The organism is Bacillus sp. CH_48 (assembly GCF_038008465.1).
Taxonomy (GTDB): Bacteria; Bacillota; Bacilli; order Bacillales; family Bacillaceae_G; genus Bacillus_A; species Bacillus_A thuringiensis_S.
In genome coordinates this window covers 3,494,709-3,517,137 of sequence record NZ_JBBOZF010000001.1, presented here as the reverse complement: position 1 = coordinate 3,517,137, position 22,429 = coordinate 3,494,709, and the positions used below count along the sequence as shown (strand labels likewise).

Genomic DNA, 22,429 nt, shown 5'->3' with positions numbered 1-22,429 from the left:
GAGGGATGATACTTGGATATAAAAGATTTAACTGTATTTTACGAAGTTGCGAAAGAAAAAAACATATCTCACGCAGCGAAAAATTTAAACTATGTACAGTCTGGCGTAACAATGCGTATGAAACAACTAGAAAACGAATTAGGTGTGCCTTTATTTTACCGAAACGGAAAAGGTGTAACTTTAACTTCTAACGGTGAGATTTTATTAACATACGCCAAACAAATTATCCACTTAATAGATCAATCTGTTAAAGCAGTTCAAAGTAATGGGATCGAACCAAGAGGCACTTTAAAAATTGGATGTACAGAATCTACAACCGCTGTAAGACTTCCATCTATATTAACAGCCTATTATGAGAAATACCCAAAAGTCGAATTGATTTTAGAATCAAATACGACGGAACAATTGATTAGGCTTGTATTAGAACGAAAACTGGACGGAGCGTTTATAGCTGGCTCTACTCAGCATACTGAACTTCATACAAATATATTTCGTGAAGAAGAATTAGTTCTCATTAGCAAAAATCCTTTATCTTCCTTTAAAGACATCGGAGACATGAATTTACTTGCATTTAGTCGCGGGTGCTATTATAGAAATTTATTAGAAGATTGGCTTCAAGAAGAAGGAATTTCACCTAAGCGAGTATTAGAGTTCGGAACAATTGAGGCGATACTCGCATGTATAAAATCAGGTATGGGCATAGCAATTATGATGAAGTCTATTTTAAATGATCATAAACATGACATATCATTCAACCCTTTACCAAATAGCTTCAAAAAAGTTCCTACTACTTTTATTACTAGAAAAGATATATATCACTCTGCTGCATTACAAAAATTTATGGAGATGACTCACAATGCGTGAAAAGAAAATACGTGGTATGAAACGAAAAACAAACACTTTAATAAAGCGAATTGAGGAACATACAAAAACGTTCCCTTCTATTTTCTATAACGATGAATATTGGAATATGCTATTGCCAGTTTCGCAAACTTTTATCGACTCTCGTAAAACACCTAGAAAAGTAAAGCGATTATGTATTCAAACCTTATTAAATCAAGCAAATCATTTAATAAATATGAAACCGAGCGATACACATACATATCGAGTTGTTGTTTTAATTTCTATAAATAATTTGTGGGGTTCGCAAATCATTATATTTAAAAATGAGGACTACTTTCATAATTTTTTTAATAGAAATAGTGAATTTCAAAAATGGATTCTTCTTTCAAATGAAATTGATTTTTGGGAGAAATTAGAAATTTCAGTTTGTCATTCCTTCGAAACGCTTCGCTTTCAAGAAATTATTTATGATGAAGATGAATGCTACGAAAAAGAGATTCTGTTTATCGGGGAGTTAAATTAAAAAGGGTGTACCTAAAACACTGGTATACCCTTTTTCACTTATTTCCCCTTCAATACACTATGTAATCGATCCGGATAATTTGTAAACATTCCTGTAGCACCCCATTTGATTAACAGTCTCATATCTGGTTTCTCATTAATTGTATAAGGATGAATTAACAGTCCATTTTTCCTAGCTATTTTCATATATGATTCATCAATAATTAGTTCTCCGTTATCATTACGTAAGTTTGGTCCAATACCAGCTGCATACTTTTTAATTTCTTGAAAATCATCATTCGTTACACTTTTCGGTTCATGTGTAATGCCAGACCATTCAACAATTTCATTGTTTTCATTTGGATAATACCAAAGCAATTGAACTAACGGAATATTTTCATTCATACTATGAATCTTTTTCAAACTATCTTTACTAAATGATTGAATCATAACACGGCTAGATGACATGTTTTGACCTACTAAATTATATTTATTTAACAATGCTAACAATTTCTCTTCCATTCCTGGATACACATCTGGTGATTTTGTTTCAATGTAATACTTCATGCTTCTTCCATACTTTTGGAAGATTTCTTCAAGAGTCGGAACTTTTTGCCCAACATACTCTTGCTTAGCCTTTTCTGGATACGCTTTATTAAACCACGTTCCTGCATCTAAACTCTTTATTTCGCTTAACGTTTTATCACGTACTTCGCCTGTTCCATTTGTAGTGCGATCAACTGCTGTATCATGCATTGCAATTAATTGGCCATCCTTTGTTAATTGAATATCTAACTCTAAATAATCCGCTTTCATTTTTTTCACTAAATCATAAGAAGCAAAAGTATGCTCAGGTGCATGTCCACTTGCTCCGCGATGTGCAATATTTAAAAACTTATTCGTATTCCATTCATGCTTCCCTTCTGCTTTCGCATGAACAGCTCCCCCAGCAAAGATACTTCCCGTCATAAAGAAAATAACTAAAACGCTAATAATCTTTCTCATCCTTCTAACCCTTCCTACGTTGCAAATTTCAACAAGCTAATGAGATTTACACGAAATAGAAGACACACTTTCATTATTTTTATAAACCTATATTAAAATTCCAATCTTACAAATATACTTTATCTATATTATTAATATAGAAAACTAGTATTATCCTATTTAATTCCTATAGTCCTCCTTTTCACATGTAACTCTCTATTTTGTACAATTCATTCAATAAAAAAAGCCATAAATTATTTAGAATACACTCCTGTATCCCTAAATAAATTTATGGCTTTTCTCAAATATCTCCGGCCTCTATTAACTTGTCGAATTTAATCATATCAAACCTATTGAAATTTGTGAATATTTTTTTCAGTACAGTGAAGCACATAAAACAATATTTCTGTAGTTACTTAAAAATCACATAATAAATTTCTCATTACCTCTTCCAATACTATATCTGGATTTACTACCGTTTTTTCCGAACGCCATCCGATAAAGCCATCTGGTCTAATTAATACAGCACCTCCATTCTCTATACCATATAATTTGCTAAAAATATCTTCTGGAACAACAAAGTCTCCACTTAAGCCAACACGATACCCTTTTATATTTATTCCTAATTTAGCTGAAACAGCATGTGCTGCCTCAGCCCAAGAACTATTTTCTACTCCTATAAGTAATACAAAACTGTTACCGAATAAGTCTAATGTAGAAACTTTCTTTCCTTCATACGTTCCCCATAAATGCGGCGCTCGCGTTCCAGGTCTCCCGTTCAACTCTATGCTATCCATTCTATGTGGAGTGACTGAATTATCTATAATCGCCTCTGAACAATACTGATATCCAACTGTAACAGCTAAAACATCCATATTATTCAAACTGCCTTCCTCTCTATTCGCAGCACGAAACAGTAAACTACTTGCATAAGCTGTCGTTAATTTTGCAACAGAGTGTCTCTCTTCATGATATGTTTCTAACAATTTTGGTTTTGCCTTCCCTTTTATAACAGCCGCTAATTTCCAAGCTAAGTTATGCGCATCTTGTATTCCTGTATTTGAACCAAATCCTCCTGTTGGCGGCATAATATGTGCTGAATCTCCAACTAAAAAGGTTCGATTTCCTTGAAATTTCACCGCTGTACTTTCGGCCGCTTCCCACGGTAAAACACTTAATATTTTTGATTCAACATTTGTACTTCCAATTGCTATTTGAATAATTTGTTTACAACGTTCTATAGTGAAGTCCTCTAGCCCCTCTCCTTTTAATGGATCGTAGGCTACATGATAAATCCATTTTTTTACGTTATCAACTGGGATAAGTGCACCAAGAACCTCCGGATGAAGTACCATCGAAAAACCGAATGCGTCTCCTTGTATAAACTCTCTTAAATCAGCTTCAAAATAAATATTCATATAATAGCCACCAATGGTTCCACGCCCCTCAGTTTTAATCCCTAACTGCTCACGTATTTTACTTTTCGCTCCATCCGCTGCAATTACATAGTCACAATGTATGACACTTTCTTTTTCTGTTTCACGATTTCGAATCTTTGCTTTTGCCCCGTTTTCATTTTGTTCAAATGAAACTAATTCATGATAAAAAGATAGTTGCCCGCCTAGCGTTTTTGCTTCTTGTAACATCATCTCTTCTAAAATAATTTGATAACATGCAGTTTGTTTTGATGGACTAATCTTTTCTATTTTTTGAAGTAACTCTTCATCGTTTCTGTATTGCGTCGCTCTCATTTGTTCCAATTCTTCTTTATTCGCCTCAGCTATTGTATGAACCGCTATTCTTCCTCGGCAGTTCTCTAATGCTTTACCTGCCAATTTAATTCTTTGTTCCAAGCCTAATTCTCGAAATAACTCCATTGTACGTAAAGTAAGACCGCCTGCTTTCGGATGAATGGCAGTAGACGGATGCCTTTCAATAAGTAAGTACTCAATGTTATGTTTTGCAAGAAATAACGCAGACGCTAACCCAGATAATCCCCCTCCAACAATTAAAACTGGTACATAATTCGATTTCATATATTTACCCTCCACATCATTGTTCTGAGCTCATTGACATAAATATAATCAAAAAAAACATTAAAATATAGACTTATATTTCATTTTGAATTATCATATAGATAGATTACGCCCCAAAATCCCTTTTACCTTTTCATACATCTATAATCCACCTGAATTGTGTCTGTATGAAAGTGTAAAACAAAAGAACGTACTTTACGTTGAACTATGTTCTATCGTAAAAATCAAAAATAATACAAACATTATAAACGGTCGTAACCTTATGGATTATACAAGGTTACGACCGCTTATTTTATTGTTACATCATTTTTTGTTTTTAAAACTTCATCTATTGTGTTATGTAGTCCTTCCAATCCCTTTTCTATCTCCCTATAATTTTCAAAAATAAAAAATTCATTCGTCTCGATTTTCTTTCCCAATATTGCACCTCATACAACAATCATGTAGCATTACCGTATCGAAGTAATGGTTCGTTATCTTAAACCTTTCGACTAATTAGCAGGAGGCAAAGTGATTGAAATGAATAAACAAGAACAATTAAATATTATAAAAAAAGATTTTATTGATTCTCAAAAAGTATTATTGGCAATTGGTGATGAAACACGTCAAGCTATTTTATTAGTGCTAATGGAAACGGAATGTCAAACAGGATTACGTGTAGGAGAAATCACGAAGCAAACACACCTTTCCCGTCCAGCAGTATCACATCACCTTAAGATTTTACGAGAAGCTGGCATTATTTTAATGAGAAAAGAAGGTACAAAGAATTTTTATTATATTGATATACGTACAAAATTAGGTTTATTAAAAAATCTTGTATTAGATATTGAGAAGCTATTGCAAAACTTTTATTAAAACTTGGAGGTATAAGAAATGAAAGCAATGATAATTGATAGATATGGAAAAGTCCCAATGCGTATGGCAGAGGTACCTACTCCTGAAATAAAAGAGTATGAGGTGCTCGCAGAAATTCATGCAGCTAGTATTAACCCAATTGATTTTAAAATACGCGACGGAAAAGTAAAAATGTTACTGAAATATGAAATGCCCCTAATCCTTGGTAATGACTTTGCCGGTGTCATCACGAAGGTTGGATCAAAAGTAACTCGTTTTAAAGTTGGTGATGAAATATATGCTCGTCCAAGAAAAAATAAGATTGGTACTTTCGCGGAGTATATAGCCATTCATGAAGATGATATAGCTTTAAAGCCGAAAAATTTAAGTTTTGAGGAAGCTACTTCGATTCCACTTGTTGGCTTAACATCATATCAAGCATTACATGACATCATGCAATTACAAAAAGGACAAAAGATTTTAATTCACGCTGGATCCGGTGGTGTTGGTACTTTCGCAATTCAGTTAGCAAAAATAATGGGTGCTACTGTTACAACGACTGCTAGTGAAGCTGGTGCAAATTTAGTAACGTCTCTTGGCGCAGATGAAATTATTAATTACAAAACAGAAAAATTTGAAGATATACTAAAAAATTATGATGCGGTATTTGATACAATCGGCGGTGCAACACTTGAAAAATCATTCAATATTATAAAAAGCAGAGGAAACATTGTTTCCGTTTCAGGTATGCCGAATGCTCGCTTCGGTAAAGAATTTGGTTCAGGATTCTTTAAAACTCTCTTATTTTCATTAGCCAGCAAAAAACTTACTGCACTTGAAAAAAAGCATAATGCTCAATATTCATTTTTATTTATGAAGCCAAGCGGGGATCAATTACGTACTATTGCAAACTATATTGAAGCCGGAAAAATCAAACCGGTAATCGATCGAGTCTTCCCTTTTGAAGATGCGCAAAAAGCAATGGAATATTCAGAGTCTGGAAGAGCAAAAGGAAAAATAATTGTAAAAATTAAATAATAATAAAACCTCCATTTTCTTAAAATGGAGGTTTTAAATTTGCTGTTAAATAGACATAGTGCAATGAAGTCCTTACAATAGATTGCAAGGGGAAATATTATATTATACTTTTAGTTAACTTTACAAAGAATACATACGTACAAATACATAACTTAAAATACAAAAAGGAGGAGATACAATGACTAAAAATAATGAAACAGGTTGGAATTTAGATAATAGTTATACGACTTTACCACAATCATTTTATACAGAAATCCCCCCTACTCCCGTAAGTTCACCGGAGTTAGTTAAACTAAACCATTCATTAGCGATATCTCTTGGCTTGACCCCTGAAGAACTGAAAAAGGAAGCTGAAATTGCTATTTTCGCTGGTAATGCACTCCCAGAAGGAGCTCATCCATTAGCTCAAGCATATGCTGGCCATCAATTCGGACATTTTAATATGTTAGGCGATGGTCGTGCTCTTTTAATTGGCGAACAAATTACTCCTTCAGGTGAGCGTTTCGATATTCAACTGAAAGGTTCTGGCCCTACTCCCTATTCACGCCGAGGAGATGGCCGTGCTGCACTCGGTCCGATGCTACGTGAATATATCATTAGTGAGGCAATGTATGCACTTGATATTCCGACTACTCGCAGTTTAGCAGTTGTCACAACTGGTGAAGCAACATATCGTGAAACAAAGTTACCTGGAGCAATTTTAACTAGAGTAGCTAGTAGCCATATACGCGTCGGTACATTTCAATATGCTGCAGCTCGTGGTTCAATAGAGGACCTGAAATCACTAGCTGACTATACGATAAAAAGGCATTACCCAGAAATTGAAGCTCATGAAAACCGATATACTGCATTACTACAAGAAGTCATTAAAAGACAAGCCAGTCTTATCGCAAAATGGCAACTTGTTGGATTTATCCACGGTGTAATGAACACTGACAATATAACGATTAGTGGCGAAACAATTGATTACGGTCCTTGTGCATTTATGGACAATTACAATCAAGGAACCGTATTTAGCTCTATTGACACACAAGGTCGTTATGCATATGGAAATCAACCATATATGGCCGCATGGGACCTCGCTCGATTAGCAGAATCTTTAATACCAATTCTGCACGAAGATGAAGAAGAAGCATTAAAGATCGCCCAAGACGAAATTTCGAAATTTAGCGTACAGTATGAAAACCATTGGTTCCTTGGAATGAAAAAGAAATTAGGACTATTTAGTACCGAAGAACAAGATCAACCACTTATTGAGCAACTTTTAAAAATGATGGAGAAATATAAAGCAGATTATACAAATACATTCCGTTCATTAACTCTTGATGCTATTGAAAATACAGCTCTATTTGAAAGTCCTGAATATAAAGATTGGTACAAACTGTGGCAATCTCGATTAAAAAGACAAGAACAATCGAAAGAAAACGCCTACGAAATGATGAAAAATAATAACCCATCAATCATCCCAAGGAACCACCGTGTAGAAGAAGCACTAGAAGCAGCTGTTACAAATGACGACTATAGCGTAATGGAGAAACTTCTTGAAGCTTTATCAAACCCTTATGCGTATTCTACAGATCAAGAAGAATACTGCATTCCGCCTGCACCGACGAATCGCCCTTATCGTACTTTTTGTGGGACTTGATTAAAAATTTGTTTTTATTTTAACCCAAAATTTATTAAGTTAACTATTAATCACAAACTTAAAAGTTGCTTTCAATATTGAAAGCAACACATTTAGTATCCAACCTTAAACAAGTCACAAATTATAATTTGTGACTTGTTTAATTACCCACGTTCAATAGAAGATTTGTTTTGCAGGCATCGTTGTATCTTCAGAGACAGCATATGGATTTTCATTAGGTTTTATAATTATAAACGTTCTACCATATCCACTGTGAGCTAATTTATTGCAAAGACCTTCTACCATAAAACCCCATAACTCCAGCCGCTATTCCCATTATAGATAATCCAAGTTTTTTCTTTATTTTAATGCTTCTTTTTCAAATATTCTCTTTTTTATTTCATAACTCATAAAAAAATACTTTTCTGCTTTTTCTATATTACCTACTTTATGAAACTCTAATGCCAGACTTTCAGTATATTCGTGAATATACTCCGATAAATTTTTTCTTTCAAAGTAAGAAAAACCTTCAAGAATAATTTTTTCTATTTTTTCTACCTCTAAATGCTGACAAAATCCCTTTAGAATTAAAAAGTGATATCTATATTCATCATTTTTTAATTCCTCACAAACCTTCAATCCACTTTCAATTAATTCCTTCGCTTTTTCTATTTCACCTAATTTATAATATTCTCTTGCCTCTAAAAAGATTGCCTTATAATGAGTAGGCATTTTTTTAGAAACCTCAGATAAGTGTCTAATTGCTAAAACTGAAAGATTTTGACTCGCATACAATAAACCTAAATTATGTCTGATTCTTAATACTAACATTTCAGCATCATTTTTTTGTAAAATGTTTATTGCTGACGCAATATATTCCTCACCTTTATCATGCTGCTTTAATTCCGAAAAAGATAATCCTAATATATTTTCGCACAGCGCTATGTTCACTTCATACCCTGCTTGTTTAACAAAGATATCTCTTGCCTTTGAAGCGTATTCAATAGCTGAATATGCGTAATGCAAGTGGTATTTTAATATAGCAACTCTATAATTAAACTCTGCATATTCAATTTCATCTGAAATATGCTCTAATAACCCTTCAGCTTTTTCAAAATAGTTGCTAGCTTCACTATAATTAGTAAGAATTGTATAATGAATGGCTTTGAATAAATAATAATAATAATTAGAATATTCATCATTCGGTTTAGGCAATGCATCTATTTTATCAAAAGCTTTTTTCAAATTACCTAAACCATCTATTAGCACTTTATATCGAAATTCTAACAGATAATAGTGAAATGAAACCTTTACATCTGATTCGATAATATAAAGCTTTTTATCGATCTCTTCTTTTAATTTTTTTGCTTCACTTATACGTTGAGCTCTAATATCTCGATACCAATCATTCAGCATCTTATTAATTAATTCATTGCCAGTGATTTGTATATTCATCAAATCCACTCTCCTTCTTTTAATTATCATAAAAATAACATAATTCGATTATTTGTATCTATCTATATATATATTTCTCAACAATTGAACAAAATTCATTCACTGAATTTTGTTCAATATTTTAATAGACCCGCTGTAAATATGAATACTTTTTCTTATAACCTCTGAATATGAGTATCCTTAAAATCCGTCTCATATTTCAATCCATATCCAAACATTCGATCCATTCCAATATGTGCTGTCCATATTAAGCCAATCATTATAACGGTATCTATCTTAAAATAGACACCTATTAGAACAATTAATATGGATATGATATATGTGTGACATACATTATATATTTTCGCACCAACGTGATTATTAATCCCATATGCTAACATTGATAGATCCGGCGCTAAAAGGAATACAAAAAATATAATCCAACTAAACTCATATATCGAATACATATAAATCGCGGCTAAAAATACAACCATTCCTTCAAAATGTACAATACGTTTTTGCATTATTTATCATTCCTATTTTTCTATATTTATTAATACATTTTCATCGCTAAAAGTATTCTTTTCATTTTTTGCATTTTTTGACCAGATGGTTGCTAATATTGGCCCTGCAATGTTATGCCATACTGCCGCTAATACACTTGGGAGTGCAGCAGCCGGTCCAAAATGCGCTGTCGCCAGTGCAACACCTAAACCTGAATTTTGCATTCCTACTTCTATTGAAATAGCCCTTCTTGTCCCTTCGTCTAGTCCAAGTACGAACGCAGTTATATATCCGAGCAAAAAACCGAAAGCATTATGGAGCATCACCGCAATAAAGATAAGAAGTCCTGAAGAAGTAATGCTACTTACATTTGCTGAAACAACTGCAGAAACAATTATGATAATTGCTACAACTGATATTAAAGGAATAACAGTCATTCCTTTATTAACGATATGAGGGAAAAACTTTTTCACTACTAGTCCTAAAATAATAGGCACAATAATGACTTGTACGATAGAAAGAAACATGGACATAGCATTTACTGGCATCCATTGCCCTGCAAGTAATAGTAGAATGAGCGGTGTAGCAATTGGTGCTAGTAACGTTGATACTGAAGTCATTGCAATAGACAACGCTAAGTTCCCTTTTGCTAAATAAACCATAACATTTGATGCAGTGCCACCCGGTACTGAACCGAGCAACACTAACCCAGCTGCTAATTCCGCTGGCAGATTCATAACGTAGGCTAGTACGTATGCGACAAGTGGCATAATAATAAACTGAGCACATACACCGATAATAACTGGTAATGGTTTTGTAGCTATGATTTTGAAATCAACAGCCTTCAATGTTAATCCCATCCCAAACATGACAATCCCAAGTAAAATCGTTATGTAACTAGTTAACCCGAGAAATGGCGCGGGAATGAAATATGCAATAGCTGAAATACAAATAACCCAAAATGCAAAATACTTTCCAGCTATATTACTTATCGCTTCTAGTACTTTCACCCGATCAGCCCCTATCTTTTAATTGAAACACCTTATTCGGATTCAAAATATTTTGCGGATCAAGAGCTTTCTTTATTTTCTCCATTACACATAATGCCGCCCCATGTTCTTCTTCTTGATACTTTCGTTTTCCGATTCCAACGCCATGTTCTCCTGTACATGTTCCTCCTCGTTTAAGAGCATACAGAACGATACTTTCGTTTATTTCGTCTGCCTTCTTTACTTCCTCTTTATCATTTGTATCAATCATTAAGAGTACATGGAAATTCCCATCTCCAACATGACCTAGAATACCGCCAGTAAGCCCTACTTTATCTAATACCTCTTTCGCATGTTGAATCGCGCCAGCTAATTCCGAAATTGGCACACATACGTCTGTACTCATTAGCTTTTTACCAGGATAACTATGCACGTAAGAGTACGCTAAGTTATGCCTTGCATCCCACAGTTTATTTCTTGCTGCTGTTTCCGTCTCAAACGCAATTTCTTTACATTTATGATCAAGAACGATTTCTTTCGTAAATTCAATATCTTGCTTTAACCCTGCTTCATTGCCGTGAAACTCTAAAAACAGTGTCGGTTCTTCTCTGTAACTTGTTTCATTGTAATGATTTACTTGTTTCATAGATAATTCATCAACGAGTTCAATTCTCGCGATTGGAATACCTGCTTGTAATATGTTAATTACAGCTTCTACTGCATCATTTATAGTTGGAAACGATGCCCTCGCAGCCATAACATGTTCTGGTATACCGTATACTTTTAAAGTTAACTCCGTGAAACATCCAAGTGTTCCTTCTGATCCTACGAAAATACCATTTAAATGATAACCTGATGATGACTTCGCCGCTAAATTCCCGGTATGTATTACTCCTCCATCAGCAAGAACGACTTCTAAATCTCGAACTTGATCACGCATTACCCCATACTTTACCGCTGTCGTTCCGCTCGCATTTGTAGCAGCCATTCCTCCTAACGTTGCATCAGCTCCTGGGTCTACACTAAAAAATAATCCATACTTTTTCAATTCTTTATTAAGCTGAGAGCGCGTCACCCCTGGCTGTACTCTCACAAGAAAATCCTTTTCTCTTATTTCAAGTATTTTGTTCATAAGAGAAAAGTCCATTGTAATTCCTTTTTCGTAAGGAATTACATGTCCCTCTAAACTGGACCCTACTCCAAATGGAACGACAGCTGTTCCGTGCTGAATCGCTATTTTCATTATCGCGCTAACTTCTTCGGTCGTTTTTGGAAAAACAACTACATCAGGTAAACTACTAGTATGATAAGATTCATCTTTACTATGTAACTCTCGTACTGTCATATTTATTACTACTCGATCTTCAGGAAGTATGCCTTTTAATTCATTTACTACATGTTCAATTGTTATTTCCATAATCAACTCTCCTTTTTAATTTTAAAACAAGTATACCATCTTTATACAAAATAATTAGAAAAATAAGATTATTAAACCTGAACATACAAAAAAGAACCTGCAGCACACGCTACAAGTTCTTTTTCACTACATTTTAAACGATTTCTTTATTAACAACATAAACCAAATTAAAGTAACTGCCATCAACGAATGAGAAAATCCTACAATATAAGTTAACCCTTTAAAGTCAGCTCCATTTAACTGAAGAAGCCCTCTCGCTGCTAGCGAACCTAACATTAATGTTAATGCAATGTTATGTAAAACAAACCACTTATTAAACCCTTGCACTTCATGAAACGCGAATACTTTTGCTAATCCTAAAGCAATTAAAAAGAAGAAAAAGCCAAGTACAAGTGTATGTGTATGCAAAAGATTTAACAAAGTAGATCCTAAAATCCCTTTATACTTACCATACTCCCTAGCGAAAATCCCTGATAATAAACCGATAATCAAATACGTAAACGATGCATTATATAATTTCTTCATTATGTACCTCCTTGAGTAGAATGTGTAGTGTGTCATATTTAGTAATAATGATAGTTATATAGTAAAAACTCCTAGTTACCTAGGAGTCATTGTATAAGCACCTCACTCTTTACAATCAATCCTAATTATAAAATATCTCTCTATACAAAACAAACGAACTTTATGTGAACAAACAAAGCCCCATTAAAATATGTTGCACTTTTGTTTTACACAATCCATACTAATTGTTATAACTTTTTAAAGGTGGTGTAATCATTGATAGTTCTTGAAACCGAACGTCTTAACCTTCGTTGGTTTGATATAAAAGATGCTTCTTTTATTCTTGAGTTAGTAAACGATCCTGCATGGATTCAGTTTATCGGTGACAAAGGAGTTAGAAAGTTAGAAGACGCAAAAAATTATATTGTAAACGGTCCCATCGATATGTATAACAAACTCGGATTTGGCCTTTACTTAGTAGAACGAAAAGAAGATCTCACTCCACTTGGTATGTGTGGCCTTATTAAAAGAGATTCATTAGAAGACGTTGATATCGGATTTGCCTTTTTAGAAACATTCCGTTCAAAAGGATATGGCTACGAGTCAGCTTCTGCAATAATCGAATACGGTGTACAAAAGCTCGGCATGAATCGAATTGTAGCAATTACTTCTATAGATAACATCGCCTCAGGAAAGCTTTTAGAAAAAGTAGGATTACGATTTGAGAAGATTATTTCAGGGTCTGGAGAAGATTTAAAATTATTTGGGTATAACGCATAGTAAAGAAGGTCGCCGTGAATGGCGACCTTCTTTACTATTTTACTGATCTCGTAATAATATTTTCCTACACATTGAGATTGCTTGTTGTATAAGGAAGCCTTTCTTTTTTCCATGCAAGAAATCCTCCCTTTAAATTCACTACTTCCTTTATACCAGCTCTTTGTAAAATACTAGCTGCTATAGCGGAACGTAATCCGGTTCGACATTGCAAAACTATTGGACAATCTTTCGGTATATAATCTAGTTGTTCAAATAGATTACCTAAAGTGATATGTATTGCATCATGAAGGCGTCCTTCCTCCCACTCTTTTTTACTACGCACATCGATAACCTTAACGCTTCCACCTTTTATATGCGGATATAATTCAATCGATGTTTTTTCTTTGTAACTTTCAAATCTATCAAGTCTTTGTATTACTTTTAAGGGTGCAAAAGCAATAATATTATCTAACCCAATAGATTCAAATTCTCTAATAATTGCCTCCACTTTAACCTTTTCCTCATCTAGAATTATTAACGTTTCTGTTTTATAATCTAATAACCATCCACACCAAGTTGTGAAAGAATTGTTATAAGGTATGTTAATTGACTTCTCGATATGACCTGCAGCAAAACTCTCTACATCCCTTATATCAACTATTTGATGAACGCTCTTCAAAATTTCTTGAAGTTCTTCTACTGTATTAATAGCATTACTTTTCTCTTCTTACGAATTGGCGGTCCATACTTATTTAAATTCTTCATTAATGAAAAATACTTTGGAGGCTCTGGCTGTCCCGTCAATAAAGTTGATATAAAATCACTTTCTTCATTACACTGAAATGCCCAATTGAACATCTTTTCATAACCTAATGTAGAAGTTGGAATTGCTCCTAATGCTTTTCCACATGCGCTTCCCGCACCATGTGATGGCCATATTTGCAAATAATCAGGAAGTATTTTTATTTTTTGTATAGAATCAAATAATTGTTTCGCTCCTATTTTTGCAGTATCTTTCATACCGAATGCAGTTTCTAATAAATCCGGTCTTCCTATATCTCCTACAAATATAAAATCACCTGTGAATATTCCTATCGGTTTATCATTCGTATAATTATTTTGACTTGTATCAGTCACTAAAAAAGAAATACTTTCAGGCGTATGCCCTGAGGTGTGAATTACATTAAATTTTATATGACCTACTTTAAACTCTGTGCCCTCTCTAACCAATTTGTATCGACCTTCATTAAGATATTGATATTTCCAATCACAATCTCCTTCATCAGATACATATAAATTTGCATGATAAAGATTGGAAAGTTCTCTAGACCCAGAAAGAAAATCAGCATGAATATGAGTCTCAGCCGCAGCAATTACTTCCATTCCCTCTTTCTTAGCAAATTCTATATATTGTTCTATATAGCGACCTGGATCAATTACAATTGCTACGCCTTCCTTCTGACAACCGACTAAATAGGAAGCATGTGCTAATTTTTCATCATAAAAATATTTTAAAAGCATAGCTATTCCCTCCAAATAGGTATTTCAAATTGCTTTTCAATTTTTATAACCACTTTCTATCTTCCCCTATAGGATCCCTTTCAACATAAAATTCCAATACATATATGGCAACATAAATCTTTTAAGTAAAAACATACTATACCTTTCTTTCGCTTGATTAAACGGAAACGTTTCTTGAGGCTCATGTTTATAGTTAAATTCAGCGAGTATAAGACTTTTATATCCTGTAATAATTGGACAAGATGTATACCCATCATATTTAGCCTGCAAATCTCTTCCACTAAGTACGTCCATAATATTTTGTTTTAAGACAGGTATTTGTTTTCGAATTGCCGCTCCAGTTTTAGAAGTAGGTAAATTAGTACAATCTCCAAGTCCGAAAATATTTTTATACTTTACATGCTGCAAAGTATAAGGGTTTATATCTACCCATCCCTGATAATCACTTATTTCACTCTCTTTAATAAAATTTGGTGGCCCCATTGGTGGAACAACATGTATCATACTATATGGTATGGTTTCTCTTTTCAGCGTTTGCGTATCTTCAAAAATTGCTTCTCTCTTTTCGGCGATAATTTCTACTAAGTTTTTATTATAATTCGTTATAATTTGCTTTCTTTCTAGTACTTGTTCTAAAGTATTTGCATATCGTGGAACCTGAAATATGTCAGTGTTTGCAGAATAAAACATTACTTCACTTCTGTTTCTTACACCACTATTACAAAAATACTCCTCTGCTAAATACATAATTTTTTGTGGAGCACCACCGCATTTAATAGGAGTATTAGGGTGGGTAAAAAGCGCATTTCCTCCTTTAAATTTTTCGATTTCTCTCCAAGTAGAGTCAACATATGTATAAGAATAATTGCTACATACCCCATTAGTCCCAATAGATTCTTTTAAGCCCTTAATACCTTCCCAATTTATTTGTATACCAGCTGCTACAATAAGAATTTCATACTCAAGCAGCAGTCCGTCATCTAACAGTATCTTATTTTCATCCGGAAATAACTTAACAACACTTTTAGGGATCCACGTTGCCCCTTTTGGAATAAGCGATTCTTGATCACGCATTGTACTTTCCTTTGAAACAATTCCTCCCCCCACTAAACTCCATAGTGGCTGAAAATAATGTTTTTTTGACGGATCAATAATCGCTATACTTTCTTTCAATAGGGGGATATTTCTTAATAAATGTGCAGTAGAAGATAGTCCTGCAGTCCCAGCACCAACGACAATAATTTTATAACTATCTCTGGTCTTCATTATCCTCTTCCTATCTAAATTTAATTTTTAAATTAACTAATTTGTGGCCGTATTTTCATCGTAGTAAAATTATTATACGTTAAAAACATCACATTTTTATCTTATTAAAATGAAAATTCTATTAATTTTACCATCAACATTACTTTATGCGTAAATTCCTTATGTTACTTCTTTAATTTGTTTCAAACACTACAAACTTTATATTTTTCAATATTATACTGTATTCTAGCTACATTTAATTACATCACATGCCAATAGACATTGGATTATAAGTCACTTGAAACAAACTACATAGAAACATCCAGTGTCCACATATACAATAATAGGATGGTTTTATATTAATTAATCACCTATATAATTTTTCCTTACAGTTTATCCTTGTCTCAATACTCTCTCAAAGTATCCTTTGTCACTTATAAGAACCGGAATATTCAATTTAGCAACGCGAAAAGTTTGTTTTCAAATATTTTTGTTTATATAAATTTACAAATGAAATTATGGTTATTTAGTTTATATGTATGCAAATCCATCCTGTTGAGCTATTACTCTTTTAAAAACCTCATATGTATTATTTTTATTTAATTTTGTTTACACCCTTAAAAAAAACGAGCATATGATAGTATATACTAATCCGAAAGCCCTATAGTCTACTTTCTAAGAGCACTGATTTGTGTTCTTTTTTTTAATGAAGATTATGTTCAATTTTTGTTACATTATTAAAACTTCCATTTGTTACTCTGAAAAATTCCTCACTTTATAATTCCTATTCACAGTATTTTGACCTTGGAATAGCTAATTACTATATCATAGAATATCTTTTTCATTAAACCTTCTGACCATATTGTATTTATTAAACCTTTGTATTGTAGGATTTAATAGTTATCTCATTGATCATAAAGAGATAAAACCAGAAAGTGATTTCTATTAGTCCAAGCACTTCATGTTACTCCCACATACACTATAAAATGTTTGGACTTTATTACTTCAATTAAAATTTAAAGTTAGGAGGATTTATTATGGCAGATTGTACAGGTTTAGCTTGTTTTCTATTCTCTTCGTGGCCAACGGGAACAGTTGTTACAATTACTACTAGATCAGGTCAAATTATTGGACCTGCTACTTTTTCACTGTTCTTTCCGAATATATGTGCAGTAGTATTGGAAGAAGAAGATGTGATAACCCCTTCATCTACCAATACTACATTCATAAGTTGTGAAGATATAGAAAGTGTTACTTTAACCACTCTTTAAAATGATTCATATTTTTCTAGCTTAATCCATATTTAAGACATTCTAATGAATGTCTTTTTTCATGAAAAATCTAATCAGTATCCCCTGAGATGTAACATTCTATTGACCTATTATTTCAATAAATTGCTTTAATTTAAATTTTTTCTCTTCTAAAGGTTACTTGTCTACACATCGTTCTACAAAACTTCATATGATATAGTATATTGTTTAAAGGAGGAATAAATTTGTTCTTATGCAATTTATTTGGTTGTTCAGGTGGAGTATGTAGTATTTTTAAAAATTTACAGCCAGGCGAAGTCGTTACTGTGACTGGTAAATCTGGGAATATTATTGGACCTGCTATTTTTACAAATTTTAACCCTAATACTTGTATCGTCACATTAGAAGAGGAAAATTCAGTTACTCCTCCTACTACAAGTATTACTAAAATTAGTTGTAAAGAAATAGAAAGTGTTACGTTTATCTCATAATATATTTTAAACCTAAAGCAGGGGTTGAAATATGAAACTCTTATACATTACTTCTGGTTACTCAAAAATTTATCAATATCTAGATCAAAGCATACAAGGAACACTTATAGATCAAAATTTCGAATGGTTAGCGATACAACCGAGTGAATTAATACAACAATTGGATTTCATTACAACAACTTTTCATCCCGATATTGTATTCACCTTATTAGGTAATCATCTACCACAAAAAGCAATTCAATATTTTAAAAAATGGAACATTAAATTAGCTGTCTGGTTAACTGAGGATCCATTTTATATAGATACTTCTCTTCTTCTATTAAATAACTTTGATTTTATATTTACTATTGATAGCGAAGCACTTAAATATTACACAGCTTTAGGATATACCAATGTATATCACTTACCATTAGCAACTAATATAGACGTATTTAAACCTAGTCTAAAAAATATAAAATATAAAAGTGAAGTATTATTCATTGGCTATCCTTATCCAAACCGAGTAAAATTAATACATTTCCTTTTAGAAAATACCCCCTATCACTATACTATTATTGGCCGACATTGGAGAAATAAGTTATTAAAAAAATGGAAAAATCACCGAAGAATTAAAATTATAGAAGAATGGATTCCACCTCAAGAAGTTGCGCTCTATTATAACAACGCTAGTCTTATTTTAAATCCTCATCGTAGTCATCTATTTCCACAAAATAAAAATAAAAATAAAGTAAAAAATAATACTATTAATAATCGTACGTTTGATATTGCCGCTTGCCAAGGCTTTCAAATTATTGAAGAAAAGTCTGATCTTTTATCGTTCTTCAATAAAGATGAAATTATATCCTATAACAGCTTTGAAGACTGTTTAAATAAAGTATCTCTTTATTTAGATGACACGATTTCAAAAAGATTAATGGTTGAAAAAATTCATACAAAAGTGATAACACAGCATACTTTTCATAAGAGAATCCACTTTATAACAACTATTTTACAGTCACAGCTTTATTAAAATAGAAATCCCCTTGTGCATATAGATGCACAAGGGGATTTCTTCAAATTAATCTATAACATATTCTTAACTTTTATTTCACTTGAAACATGTATTTTTTATAATTTTTATGCACCGATAAGATAAGCCCGATCATTATCATATTTGAAAACAGTGAACTTCCTCCATATGATAAAAAAGGAAGTGCAATTCCTTTTACTGGCATTATACCAATATTTTCGAAGATTCGAAGTGTTAGAACACTAATTGCCCCGCACATAGTAATGTACCAAACAGATTCTCTGCTGAATAAGCAATTATAGTTACTCGATATATAAGAAGTAACAAGACCAATACAACGAGAGCCGCTATTATAAATCCACCTTCTTCAGCGATGGTAGCAAAAATAAAATCAGTATGCTTTTCAGGAATATATACACTTCCTTGACCAAATCCTTTTCCATGTAATTCGCCACTTCCAACAGCTAAAAGAGATTGTTGCGTTTGATACCCTTGATCTGTATTTTCAGCTGGATTCAGCCAACCTATAATGCGTGATTGTTGGTGAGGTTTTAACCTAGTAACTAATTCTTTAAAGAAAAAATCTGGATATCTTACGTATGTAAATATTAATGTAGATAGTAGAGTTACCGGAATGAATGTACAAAATGCAATTAATTTCTTTTGAATCCCTGATATGAATAAATACAATAGATGCTGCGTATAAGAACACCATCCCTGTATCTGGCTGGCTATATACCAGAGCAATAGGAGGAATTGAGACTAACATAATTTTTCCAACCAACAGGAAATCAGTTTTATATGTCCGAATCATATATTTAGCGTTATGATTCATTACTAAATTTGCGACAAATATAATTAGTGCAATTTTGAAAAACTCCGATGGTTGAATTTGACCAATAACAGGAAATTGAAACCATCTTTTTGCTCCCAATTTAACGGGAGTAAATGTTGATTCTGGTAGTATTTTTAATATAACAATTGATGCAAATCCAATAATATACATTGGACAAGATAAATTTTTCCATTGATCCCAATCAATACTTGCAACTAATATTAACAGTACAAAACCAATTAAATAGTTCCTACCTTGCTGAAATGCAAAGTTTGTGCTTCCATACTGGCCAGTTTGTTAACTACTATTTTATGTTTCATCGTCACATTATGATGAAATAGTCATATATTTTCTTGAATTTTAAAAACCTAATTCACTTTTCAATATCTCATTTCTTCCTTAAAGAGGTCTTTTTATAGATGCTCTTCTTAAGTTTTTCAGCATAAAACTAAACATTCCGTCAATACTAAAGATAGGCGAAAGCCAGAACTCATTTAAACGTCCCTGTAGTTCTTCTCTTTTCTTTATTAAGCAGCTAGCTTTCACTAGCTGCTCTTTTATTTACATATATCATAAGGATTTGAATATATTATGTTTGAAAGTACGCTGTTTTATCAAAAGGTGATCCGGTGACAATTTCTTTTTTATTTCTACAAAATAAATTTTTTACTAGATACCTTTTCGTATAATATATGCAAGCTTGTTAACACTATAAATGTAACTTTAGGTTACATATCTATTACTTTCAGGGCCTAATTTTCTTTTGTGCAACAAGTGTTTAGCTAGCTTCGCTGGCCACTTTGTTGTACCGAATGAACTTTTTATTTCTCAACACCTAACATATGGTATCGATATTCCAATAATGGTAATATGAAGGTACCTTCAGTTGTTAAATATTATGCCCTTTTTAAAGGCCCTGTTTTTAAACAGGGCCTTTAAAATTTATTCTCTACTTAAATAGTATTTTTGTTATAAATCTTTCTATAAACACTCTCATTTCCTCGATATCAAATTAAATCCCATGAAACAGGCGTCCCTTTTTCGATATCCTTATTCGCTTTTTTCCCAATAATTTTGGATATGTGTTTTGGTAATAAGCCATTCCCTGGTCTAATAGCTTTAACATTTTCATTTGTAAAGAATTCTCCCGCTTTTATGTTTTCTACTACATATAATGATCTTCTAAATTTTAAAGAATCTTTTTCTATATCAGTCGGTCCATAATATACATTCCCCAAAGATTCCCATGCTTTTTCAGTTTCGCTTACTAATAATTTAAATTCAGCTGGTTCCATTGAAAATTTAGCGTCAACTCCTCCATCCAACCTCGAGAGCGTTAAATGTTTCTCAATTACTGTGGCCCCAAAGGCAACACTCGCTACAGATACTCCTACACCCAGTGTATGATCAGATAAACCCACCTGACATTTAAATAACTCTTTCATATGAGGTATGGTAACTATATTTGTAGATTTTGGAGACGCAGGATACGTACTCGTACATTTTAATAGAATTAGTTCTTTACACCCTTCTTCTCTCGCAGCCCTTACTGTTTCATCTAGTTCGGCAATTGAAGCCATACCTGTCGAAATAATTATTGGTTTTCCTGTTGCGGCTACTTTACGTATGAGGGGGATATCAGTATTTTCAAAAGATGCAATTTTATAACATGAAACATTTAATGTCTCTAGAAAGTCTACAGCTGTTTCATCAAAAGGCGTACTAAATGGTATCATCCCTAACTCTATACAGCGATCAAAAATTGGTTTATGCCACTCCCATGGTGTATATGCTTCTTTGTATAAATGATAAAGTGATTTGCCTTTCCATAAACTTTTCGTATCGTGAATTGAAAAATCATCATTTTCTATATTTAAAGTCATTGTATCTGGTGTATATGTTTGAATTTTAAATCCTTGTGCCCCGGCCTCCGCAGCTGCCTCTACAATTTTCAACGCTCTATCTAATGATTGATTATGATTTCCTGACATTTCTGCAATAATAAATGGTGGCAAACTATTGCCAATCTCTCTACCTCCGATATATACATTACTCATTTTTTTCACCTTCAAGTTCTATTTTTATAGCTTCTTTTCTTTCCTCCCATTGTTCACGGGACAAGGTCATTGTAATGACATCTATATAATCATTGTCCCTATAAATATAATCTTCATATCTTCCATCTTCTTGGAAACCAAGTTTCTGATGAAAATTTAAACTAATACAGTTTGATTCTATTATTTCTGCATATACTTTGTGTATGTCTTTAATTTCAAAAATAAAATTTAATGCTAATAAACCTAATACAGTTCCGGCACGTCTTACACTTTGTTTTTCACCTATATAAAATCCCCAATAACAAGTTCGATTCATTTCATCTATTTTTGTAAAATTAACAAATCCAATTGGTTTTTCTTTATATATTAATATTCTTGCAACCTTTGTTTCATCCATTACGAGTTTTTCATACCACTTTAAATGTTCGTCTATTGTTATTTGATGATCTTCATACATAACTGAACGTATTTCTTTTGCATTCCGCCAATTTAAAATAAGTTCTAAATCTTTCTTTTCTAACCTTTCCAATTGAAAATCCTCAATATCTAACATA

21 protein-coding genes and 2 pseudogenes are annotated in these 22,429 nt (G+C 32.8%); 9 read left to right on the top strand and 14 right to left on the bottom strand.

Annotated elements, in window-relative coordinates:
* The first annotated feature begins 12 nt into the window (after nucleotides 1-12).
* Nucleotides 13-864, top strand: coding sequence for a LysR family transcriptional regulator (locus N2V92_RS17665; protein WP_000351676.1), 852 nt, complete (start codon nucleotides 13-15; stop codon nucleotides 862-864).
* Nucleotides 857-1,366 (top strand): DUF3916 domain-containing protein, encoded by a 510-nt coding sequence (locus N2V92_RS17660; protein ID WP_001208326.1) that lies wholly within the window; start codon nucleotides 857-859, stop codon nucleotides 1,364-1,366. Before N2V92_RS17665 ends, N2V92_RS17660 begins: the two co-directional genes overlap by 8 nt.
* A gap of 38 nt (nucleotides 1,367-1,404) precedes the next feature.
* Here the strand turns inward: N2V92_RS17660 and N2V92_RS17655 are convergent, their stop codons facing one another.
* The 3 genes from N2V92_RS17655 to N2V92_RS17645 form a co-directional block, all read right to left on the bottom strand.
* Nucleotides 1,405-2,349 carry a glycerophosphodiester phosphodiesterase gene (locus N2V92_RS17655; protein ID WP_001226347.1) on the bottom strand — a complete coding sequence of 315 codons (945 nt, stop codon included), beginning with the start codon at nucleotides 2,347-2,349 and terminating at the stop codon, nucleotides 1,405-1,407.
* Nucleotides 2,350-2,744: 395 nt separating this feature from the next.
* On the bottom strand, nucleotides 2,745-4,364 hold the full coding sequence (locus tag N2V92_RS17650) for an FAD-dependent oxidoreductase (RefSeq protein ID WP_000841682.1): 1,620 nt from the start codon (nucleotides 4,362-4,364) through the stop codon (nucleotides 2,745-2,747).
* Nucleotides 4,365-4,651: 287 nt separating this feature from the next.
* A complete protein-coding gene (locus N2V92_RS17645) occupies nucleotides 4,652-4,783 on the bottom strand; it encodes a hypothetical protein (RefSeq protein WP_000516656.1) in 132 nt (43 codons plus the stop codon).
* A 91-nt stretch (nucleotides 4,784-4,874) separates the two neighbouring features.
* Between N2V92_RS17645 and N2V92_RS17640 the strand changes: the two genes are divergently transcribed.
* The 3 genes from N2V92_RS17640 (at nucleotide 4,875) to N2V92_RS17630 (ending at nucleotide 7,881) form a co-directional block, all read left to right on the top strand.
* Nucleotides 4,875-5,219 (top strand): ArsR/SmtB family transcription factor, encoded by a 345-nt coding sequence (locus N2V92_RS17640; RefSeq protein WP_000571870.1) that lies wholly within the window; start codon nucleotides 4,875-4,877, stop codon nucleotides 5,217-5,219.
* A gap of 18 nt (nucleotides 5,220-5,237) precedes the next feature.
* Complete coding sequence (locus tag N2V92_RS17635) at nucleotides 5,238-6,236, top strand: NADP-dependent oxidoreductase (protein WP_016077418.1); 999 nt, start codon at nucleotides 5,238-5,240, stop codon at nucleotides 6,234-6,236.
* Between the two features lie 178 nt (nucleotides 6,237-6,414).
* The gene (locus N2V92_RS17630; RefSeq protein ID WP_000164912.1) at nucleotides 6,415-7,881 is read left to right on the top strand and encodes a protein adenylyltransferase SelO; all 1,467 of its coding nucleotides are present in this window, start codon (nucleotides 6,415-6,417) and stop codon (nucleotides 7,879-7,881) included.
* Nucleotides 7,882-8,034: 153 nt separating this feature from the next.
* Here the strand turns inward: N2V92_RS17630 and N2V92_RS17625 are convergent, their stop codons facing one another.
* The 6 genes from N2V92_RS17625 to N2V92_RS17600 form a co-directional block, all read right to left on the bottom strand.
* Nucleotides 8,035-8,166, bottom strand: a complete 132-nt coding sequence (locus tag N2V92_RS17625) for a hypothetical protein (RefSeq protein ID WP_000229166.1) — start codon at nucleotides 8,164-8,166, stop codon at nucleotides 8,035-8,037.
* Between the two features lie 54 nt (nucleotides 8,167-8,220).
* Complete coding sequence (locus N2V92_RS17620; protein ID WP_001025501.1) at nucleotides 8,221-9,315, bottom strand: response regulator aspartate phosphatase; 1,095 nt, start codon at nucleotides 9,313-9,315, stop codon at nucleotides 8,221-8,223.
* Between the two features lie 155 nt (nucleotides 9,316-9,470).
* The gene (locus tag N2V92_RS17615) at nucleotides 9,471-9,818 is read right to left on the bottom strand and encodes a DUF4260 domain-containing protein (RefSeq protein ID WP_001172057.1); all 348 of its coding nucleotides are present in this window, start codon (nucleotides 9,816-9,818) and stop codon (nucleotides 9,471-9,473) included.
* 12 nt (nucleotides 9,819-9,830) lie between these two features.
* Nucleotides 9,831-10,808, bottom strand: coding sequence for a bile acid:sodium symporter family protein (locus N2V92_RS17610; RefSeq protein WP_016077417.1), 978 nt, complete (start codon nucleotides 10,806-10,808; stop codon nucleotides 9,831-9,833).
* Between the two features lie 4 nt (nucleotides 10,809-10,812).
* The gene (locus tag N2V92_RS17605; RefSeq protein WP_016077416.1) at nucleotides 10,813-12,204 is read right to left on the bottom strand and encodes an FAD-binding oxidoreductase; all 1,392 of its coding nucleotides are present in this window, start codon (nucleotides 12,202-12,204) and stop codon (nucleotides 10,813-10,815) included.
* 126 nt (nucleotides 12,205-12,330) lie between these two features.
* Nucleotides 12,331-12,729: a DUF2871 family protein gene (locus tag N2V92_RS17600; protein ID WP_000737896.1), complete on the bottom strand. Its 399-nt coding sequence runs from the start codon at nucleotides 12,727-12,729 to the stop codon at nucleotides 12,331-12,333.
* Between the two features lie 255 nt (nucleotides 12,730-12,984).
* Here N2V92_RS17600 and N2V92_RS17595 point away from each other — a divergent pair, with 255 nt between their 5' ends.
* Nucleotides 12,985-13,488, top strand: coding sequence for a GNAT family N-acetyltransferase (locus N2V92_RS17595; RefSeq protein WP_016077415.1), 504 nt, complete (start codon nucleotides 12,985-12,987; stop codon nucleotides 13,486-13,488).
* A 64-nt stretch (nucleotides 13,489-13,552) separates the two neighbouring features.
* Here the strand turns inward: N2V92_RS17595 and N2V92_RS17590 are convergent.
* A pseudogene (locus N2V92_RS17590) lies at nucleotides 13,553-14,988 on the bottom strand (MBL fold metallo-hydrolase).
* Nucleotides 14,989-15,054: 66 nt separating this feature from the next.
* Nucleotides 15,055-16,254: an FAD/NAD(P)-binding oxidoreductase gene (locus N2V92_RS17585; RefSeq protein WP_000857326.1), complete on the bottom strand. Its 1,200-nt coding sequence runs from the start codon at nucleotides 16,252-16,254 to the stop codon at nucleotides 15,055-15,057.
* A gap of 1,016 nt (nucleotides 16,255-17,270) precedes the next feature.
* Here N2V92_RS17585 and N2V92_RS17580 point away from each other — a divergent pair.
* The 3 genes from N2V92_RS17580 to N2V92_RS17570 all read left to right on the top strand — a co-directional run bounded on the left by N2V92_RS17580 (nucleotide 17,271) and on the right by N2V92_RS17570 (nucleotide 18,983).
* Complete coding sequence (locus tag N2V92_RS17580; RefSeq protein ID WP_000752669.1) at nucleotides 17,271-17,504, top strand: hypothetical protein; 234 nt, start codon at nucleotides 17,271-17,273, stop codon at nucleotides 17,502-17,504.
* 224 nt (nucleotides 17,505-17,728) lie between these two features.
* The gene (locus tag N2V92_RS17575; protein ID WP_000477970.1) at nucleotides 17,729-17,974 is read left to right on the top strand and encodes a hypothetical protein; all 246 of its coding nucleotides are present in this window, start codon (nucleotides 17,729-17,731) and stop codon (nucleotides 17,972-17,974) included.
* A 31-nt stretch (nucleotides 17,975-18,005) separates the two neighbouring features.
* Nucleotides 18,006-18,983, top strand: a complete 978-nt coding sequence (locus N2V92_RS17570; protein ID WP_000772272.1) for a CgeB family protein — start codon at nucleotides 18,006-18,008, stop codon at nucleotides 18,981-18,983.
* A 73-nt stretch (nucleotides 18,984-19,056) separates the two neighbouring features.
* On the opposite strand, the pseudogene N2V92_RS17565 reads toward N2V92_RS17570, so the two are convergent.
* From N2V92_RS17565 to pseH, 3 genes and pseudogenes are all read right to left on the bottom strand, one after another.
* Nucleotides 19,057-20,115, bottom strand: a pseudogene (locus tag N2V92_RS17565) (FtsW/RodA/SpoVE family cell cycle protein); the annotation flags it as partial.
* Nucleotides 20,116-20,825: 710 nt separating this feature from the next.
* Nucleotides 20,826-21,875, bottom strand: coding sequence for a pseudaminic acid synthase (gene pseI, locus N2V92_RS17560; RefSeq protein ID WP_016077412.1), 1,050 nt, complete (start codon nucleotides 21,873-21,875; stop codon nucleotides 20,826-20,828).
* Nucleotides 21,868-22,428, bottom strand: a complete 561-nt coding sequence (pseH, locus tag N2V92_RS17555; RefSeq protein WP_000884084.1) for a UDP-4-amino-4,6-dideoxy-N-acetyl-beta-L-altrosamine N-acetyltransferase — start codon at nucleotides 22,426-22,428, stop codon at nucleotides 21,868-21,870. Before pseH ends, pseI begins: the two co-directional genes overlap by 8 nt.
* Nucleotide 22,429: the final 1 nt, after the last annotated feature.

Bases quoted from the DNA above. Each gene is read 5' to 3' on its own strand.
- N2V92_RS17580 (WP_000752669.1), top strand. From the start codon at position 17,271: ATGGCAGATTGTACAGGTTTAGCTTGTTTTCTATTCTCTTCGTGGCCA.
- pseI (WP_016077412.1), bottom strand. From the start codon at position 21,875: ATGAGTAATGTATATATCGGAGGTAGAGAGATTGGCAATAGTTTGCCA.
- pseH (WP_000884084.1), bottom strand. From the start codon at position 22,428: ATGTTAGATATTGAGGATTTTCAATTGGAAAGGTTAGAAAAGAAAGAT.
- N2V92_RS17600 (WP_000737896.1), bottom strand. From the start codon at position 12,729: ATGAAGAAATTATATAATGCATCGTTTACGTATTTGATTATCGGTTTA.
- N2V92_RS17650 (WP_000841682.1), bottom strand. From the start codon at position 4,364: ATGAAATCGAATTATGTACCAGTTTTAATTGTTGGAGGGGGATTATCT.
- N2V92_RS17635 (WP_016077418.1), top strand. From the start codon at position 5,238: ATGAAAGCAATGATAATTGATAGATATGGAAAAGTCCCAATGCGTATG.
- N2V92_RS17570 (WP_000772272.1), top strand. From the start codon at position 18,006: ATGAAACTCTTATACATTACTTCTGGTTACTCAAAAATTTATCAATAT.
- N2V92_RS17655 (WP_001226347.1), bottom strand. From the start codon at position 2,349: ATGAGAAAGATTATTAGCGTTTTAGTTATTTTCTTTATGACGGGAAGT.
- N2V92_RS17625 (WP_000229166.1), bottom strand. From the start codon at position 8,166: ATGGTAGAAGGTCTTTGCAATAAATTAGCTCACAGTGGATATGGTAGA.
- N2V92_RS17660 (WP_001208326.1), top strand. From the start codon at position 857: ATGCGTGAAAAGAAAATACGTGGTATGAAACGAAAAACAAACACTTTA.
- N2V92_RS17605 (WP_016077416.1), bottom strand. From the start codon at position 12,204: ATGGAAATAACAATTGAACATGTAGTAAATGAATTAAAAGGCATACTT.
- N2V92_RS17585 (WP_000857326.1), bottom strand. From the start codon at position 16,254: ATGAAGACCAGAGATAGTTATAAAATTATTGTCGTTGGTGCTGGGACT.
- N2V92_RS17630 (WP_000164912.1), top strand. From the start codon at position 6,415: ATGACTAAAAATAATGAAACAGGTTGGAATTTAGATAATAGTTATACG.
- N2V92_RS17615 (WP_001172057.1), bottom strand. From the start codon at position 9,818: ATGCAAAAACGTATTGTACATTTTGAAGGAATGGTTGTATTTTTAGCC.
- N2V92_RS17620 (WP_001025501.1), bottom strand. From the start codon at position 9,315: ATGAATATACAAATCACTGGCAATGAATTAATTAATAAGATGCTGAAT.